The organism is Bradyrhizobium sp. MI1.3 (assembly GCF_055811695.1).
The window spans coordinates 1-3,932 of the sequence record NZ_JBVVPQ010000166.1 but is presented as its reverse complement, the minus strand read 5'-3'; the positions used below and the strand labels follow the sequence as shown (position 1 = coordinate 3,932).

The 3,932-nt window shown below is 63.6% G+C and carries 5 protein-coding genes; 2 read left to right on the top strand and 3 right to left on the bottom strand.

What is annotated here, in order from left to right; all coding sequences use genetic code 11:
- Positions 1–220: 220 nt before the first annotated feature.
- On the bottom strand, positions 221–700 hold the full coding sequence (locus AC0L3A_RS40205; protein ID WP_219682442.1) for a hypothetical protein: 480 nt from the start codon (positions 698–700) through the stop codon (positions 221–223).
- Between the two features lie 194 nt (positions 701–894).
- Here AC0L3A_RS40205 and AC0L3A_RS40200 point away from each other — a divergent pair, with 194 nt between their 5' ends.
- A complete protein-coding gene (locus AC0L3A_RS40200) occupies positions 895–1,197 on the top strand; it encodes a hypothetical protein (RefSeq protein WP_354162753.1) in 303 nt (100 codons plus the stop codon).
- 167 nt (positions 1,198–1,364) lie between these two features.
- Here the strand turns inward: AC0L3A_RS40200 and AC0L3A_RS40195 are convergent, their stop codons facing one another.
- Both AC0L3A_RS40195 and AC0L3A_RS40190 read right to left on the bottom strand, forming a co-directional pair.
- Positions 1,365–2,579, bottom strand: coding sequence for a hypothetical protein (locus AC0L3A_RS40195; RefSeq protein ID WP_473256520.1), 1,215 nt, complete (start codon positions 2,577–2,579; stop codon positions 1,365–1,367).
- A gap of 70 nt (positions 2,580–2,649) precedes the next feature.
- The gene (locus AC0L3A_RS40190; RefSeq protein WP_473256521.1) at positions 2,650–3,279 is read right to left on the bottom strand and encodes an NUDIX hydrolase; all 630 of its coding nucleotides are present in this window, start codon (positions 3,277–3,279) and stop codon (positions 2,650–2,652) included.
- A gap of 67 nt (positions 3,280–3,346) precedes the next feature.
- Here AC0L3A_RS40190 and AC0L3A_RS40185 point away from each other — a divergent pair, with 67 nt between their 5' ends.
- Complete coding sequence (locus tag AC0L3A_RS40185; protein WP_354126879.1) at positions 3,347–3,772, top strand: PaaI family thioesterase; 426 nt, start codon at positions 3,347–3,349, stop codon at positions 3,770–3,772.
- The last annotated feature ends 160 nt before the right edge of the window (positions 3,773–3,932 follow it).

Here is a 3,932-nt window from a genome sequence, read left to right as displayed (position 1 = left end):
GCGCCATCCGAGGCCGCACAAAAAAATACCCCATATCGAGCCTCACTCCCGCTCGGCCAATTAAGCAAAGCCCTCGCGTGCGGGAGAGGTCGGCGCGAAGCGCCGGGTGAGGGCTTTCTCCTCTGGGGGATTGCCCCATTGCGGAAACACCCTCTCCCCAACCCTCCGCGCAAGCGAGCAGGGAGCGCACCGTCACTGGTGAACTCTCACTGGCAAACGCTTACTGGAAAGTCATGTCCAGGCATTTGGAGATGTCGGAGCCGAGGCCGGAGGAGATGATGATGCAGCCGCGCACCTTCTGCGCGCCGACGTCGGCGGCCCAGACCGAGTAACCGCCGGGGCCGAAGAACGAATTGGTGTTCGGCGGCTCGGTCTCGGTGGCGTCGAAATCGTAATGGCCGTCGGTCTCGAAGATGCGCGGCTTCTTGGTGCAGGCGCCGTCGGTCTGGACGTTGATGACTTCCTTGTTGTCGCGGGTCAGCGCCAGCGAGACCTGGCAACGGAAATATTCCGAGGTCTTGGTGTTGAAGAGATATGTGTAGGACTTGCAGGTCGCGGTGTTCAGCTTGCCTGGGGCCAGGCCGCGGCTGCACGAAATCCTCTGGTTGTGGCTGAGCTGGTAATCATCGGCCCGGGCGGCCGGCGCGAGCACCGTCAGCAACAGGCCGGCGGCCCAGCAAGCTTTAATGACGAAGTTCATTCGAATCATCCCCTACCCAATGTTTTTGTCGAATTGCGTTCTAGACGGAAAGCGGAACATAGTCGCGCGGGGACGAAGGGAAAATCACAAACTGCTCGGCAAGACGTGATGCGCTGCGGCGCTTTCGCAAATTGACCTGGAAGCGCCGTTCGTGATTTGTTCAAACCGGGCGCCTCGATGGGGAGGATAGGGTGATGGCATTTTCGACAAGGATTTTTCTGGTGACGGCCGTGCTCGGCGCGTTGGCTGCACCCGCATTGGCGCAGACCGCTGCGACACCTTGGGAGCTCAAGCCCGACACCGGCTACGCCTATGACAAGGACGGCAAGACCTTCTCCTACAAGATGGGCACCAGCAATGCCGGCGAACTTCTGAAGGGCGCCAAGAAGGTGCCAAAGGGCACGCTGTTCTTCATCGGCCACAACGGCCAGCTCTACATGCGCAGCGGCCCGTATCTGGAAGGCGACGGCAAGTTCAAGTTCGGGTCGGATCAGTAGGGCGGGGATGGCGGGCGACGGCGCCACCACACACTCGGTGTCATCACCCGCGAAAGCGGGTGATCCAGTATTCCAGAGGCCGTCGTGATTGAATCGAGAGGCCGCGGCGTCCTGGATGCCCCGGTCAAGCCGGGGCATGACAGCGGAAGGTGTGGCAGGGCGAACGGCTAGAACGCCCCCGCCAGCTCGCGCGCGCCGGCGTTGTTGCTGTTGCTGTCCATCCTCGTATCCGTCACCGCCAGCAGCTTCGCCACCGTGTTGTGGCGGATCGCGACCGGGTTGCGCTCGTAGCCGCCGCGCTGGAAGAAGTTCGAGGTCGGCACCTGCTCGCGCATCGCCTGCGGCATCGTCACCATGTCGAGGCCGGTGCCGTCGCCGGTGAGGTTCATCATCTCGAGCTCGGCCGCGCTGAGCGGGCGGCTATAGCCCTTGGCGCGCGCAAACAGCACCGAGGTGAGCAGTTTGTGGGTCTGCAGCATCGGTCCGATGTCGATGTCGAGCACCATGGCATGCATGGCCCAGCCCTGCGCGGTGTTGCCGATCTTCTCGTGCTCCGACCAGGTGTCGGGCACCGATTTGGCATGTGCCACCATTTTCTTCAGAACGGCGAGCTTGTGCTCGAGCGACTGTCGCGCCGGGCCCGAGGTCCGCGCGACCCTGTCGGAGAGCGCGCGGATGAATTCATGGCCTTGCTCGGCCAGCAGCTCGACGCTGTTGGTCGTCAGCAGCTGGTTGTAGCCCATCGCGGTCGAAATGGCGCGCTTGCCGCCATGCTCGATTCCGGCCTGCACGTCGTAACTGCCGGTGCCGCCGGTCTCGAACGCATAGACCCGCACCGCCTGCTCGCGCGTCAGCCCCGAGGCCAGCGCGTAGCGTGCATAGACGCGCTTGAACTCGACTTCGCTGGACGGCCGCTGCGGCGTGAACTGATAGAGCTCCTGCGCCGCGCGCAGCAGATCGGCGGCCACGGGGATCGGCTTTTTCGTCGGGCGGTCCGGGGTTTCCTCCGGCTCCGGATTCACCGGCCGTTTCGGCCCGTTATAGAGCGGCGGATGCTCCAGCACGTAATCGTCGAGCGTGATCTGCTGCCCGCTGCGCCGCTTGGCGTTGCGACCTTTCCGCTTCTCGGAGATCTGACTCCAATAGGCGCCGGCTTCCTCGTCGAACGCAGCACGCGCCGCCTGATACTCCTGCAGCTTGCGGCGATATTCGAGCACGGCCGGCGACGCGCCGCCTTGCGCGAAAAATTGCGACAACAGCTGGGCTTTGGCATTGCGGACGGCTGGCGGCAGCGCGTCGGATTCGCCCCCGCGCGCGGCAGGCGCGAGCAGGACGAGCGCGAGTGGAACCAGTCTCACGGCATTTCGAATCGATCGATGCATGCTGCCCTCTTAGCAGGCATCCGGTAACTGTCACGTTAACGCGCCGTTTACCTCGTTTTCGCCCCTCGCGTCATTTCCAGGCGAATACCGGCTGTTCCAGCTCGGTGACGCGGGTGTGCCGTCCTGCCAGCACTTCGCGGAACTGGTAGATCAACGCCGCCGTCGGTGCGTGGATCAGGCTCGACTGATGATGAAAGCGGATCACGCGGCGCGTGCTCTCGGGGATCCCGACGAAATCAAATGCATCTTCGCGCTCGATCGTCGCAAGCGCGATGCGATGGACGGAGGCGACCTCGTCCGGGTTTGGTTTGATCGCGGCACTATCGGCCGCCCAGACCACGACCGGCGTAATCAGGTAGCCGGAGCGGGTCGGATAATCATCGAGCGTGCCGAGCACTTCCGCGCCTGTGAGGTGGAGGCCAAGCTCCTCGTCGAGCTCGCGCAGCGCCGCCTCGACCGGCGTCTCGCCGGCATCGCAGCGTCCGCCGGGCAAGGCCCATTGACCGCGATGGGCGCGCAGATGCGATGCGCGCAGCGTGAGCAGCAACGCCGTGTCATCGGCCTCGCTGGCCGCGGTCAGCGCAACCACCACTGCGGCACGATTCAACGCCGTCGGCGCCTCGTTTTCCGGCAACCGCGTGAAGGCCGCGCAGGCAGCCGCGATATTCCGCCGTGTGGCATCGTCGAACGGTCTCATGATGCTTGACTACACCACGTCCGGCCCCGATGAAATGAGATCGCACGACCCGCTCAGGAATGGACGAGACATGACCAACAGAGCCGCCGCACGGCTGAAATCAGACGGCTGGACCATCCTGGAGACCACGGGCTTCATGCATCTGATCGGCCCGTTATGGGAGCGCAAGATCGACGGCCAACACGAATTCGCACTTGCGACCGAGGACAAGCACCACAACCGCCGCGGCATGGTCCAGGGCGGCGTGATGATGACGTTCGCGGACCGTACCTGCGGCATGACCGCCCGCTACGTCTCCGGCAAGGAGTTCATGGCGACGGTGCAGCTCGACACCCATTTCGTCGAAGCCGGCCAGATCGGCGACATCCTGATCTCCCGCCCGCGCGTGGTGCGCTCGACGCGCAGCCTGATCTTCATGAGCACCGAGGTCAGCGTGGACGGCCGCTGCGTGGTGATGGCCAATGGTGTGTTCAAGATTTTGAAGGGGCCGGGGTAACTCCACACCCAACGCTGTCATTCCCCGCGAAGGCGGGGAATCCAGTACGCCGAGGCTTCTCCGGTCATCACTATCCTCTCGGCGTACTGGATCGCCCGGTCAAGTGTTTAGACCGGACAGATCACTGACAGGTGTTCGGAGACATAGCTGACACATCAAA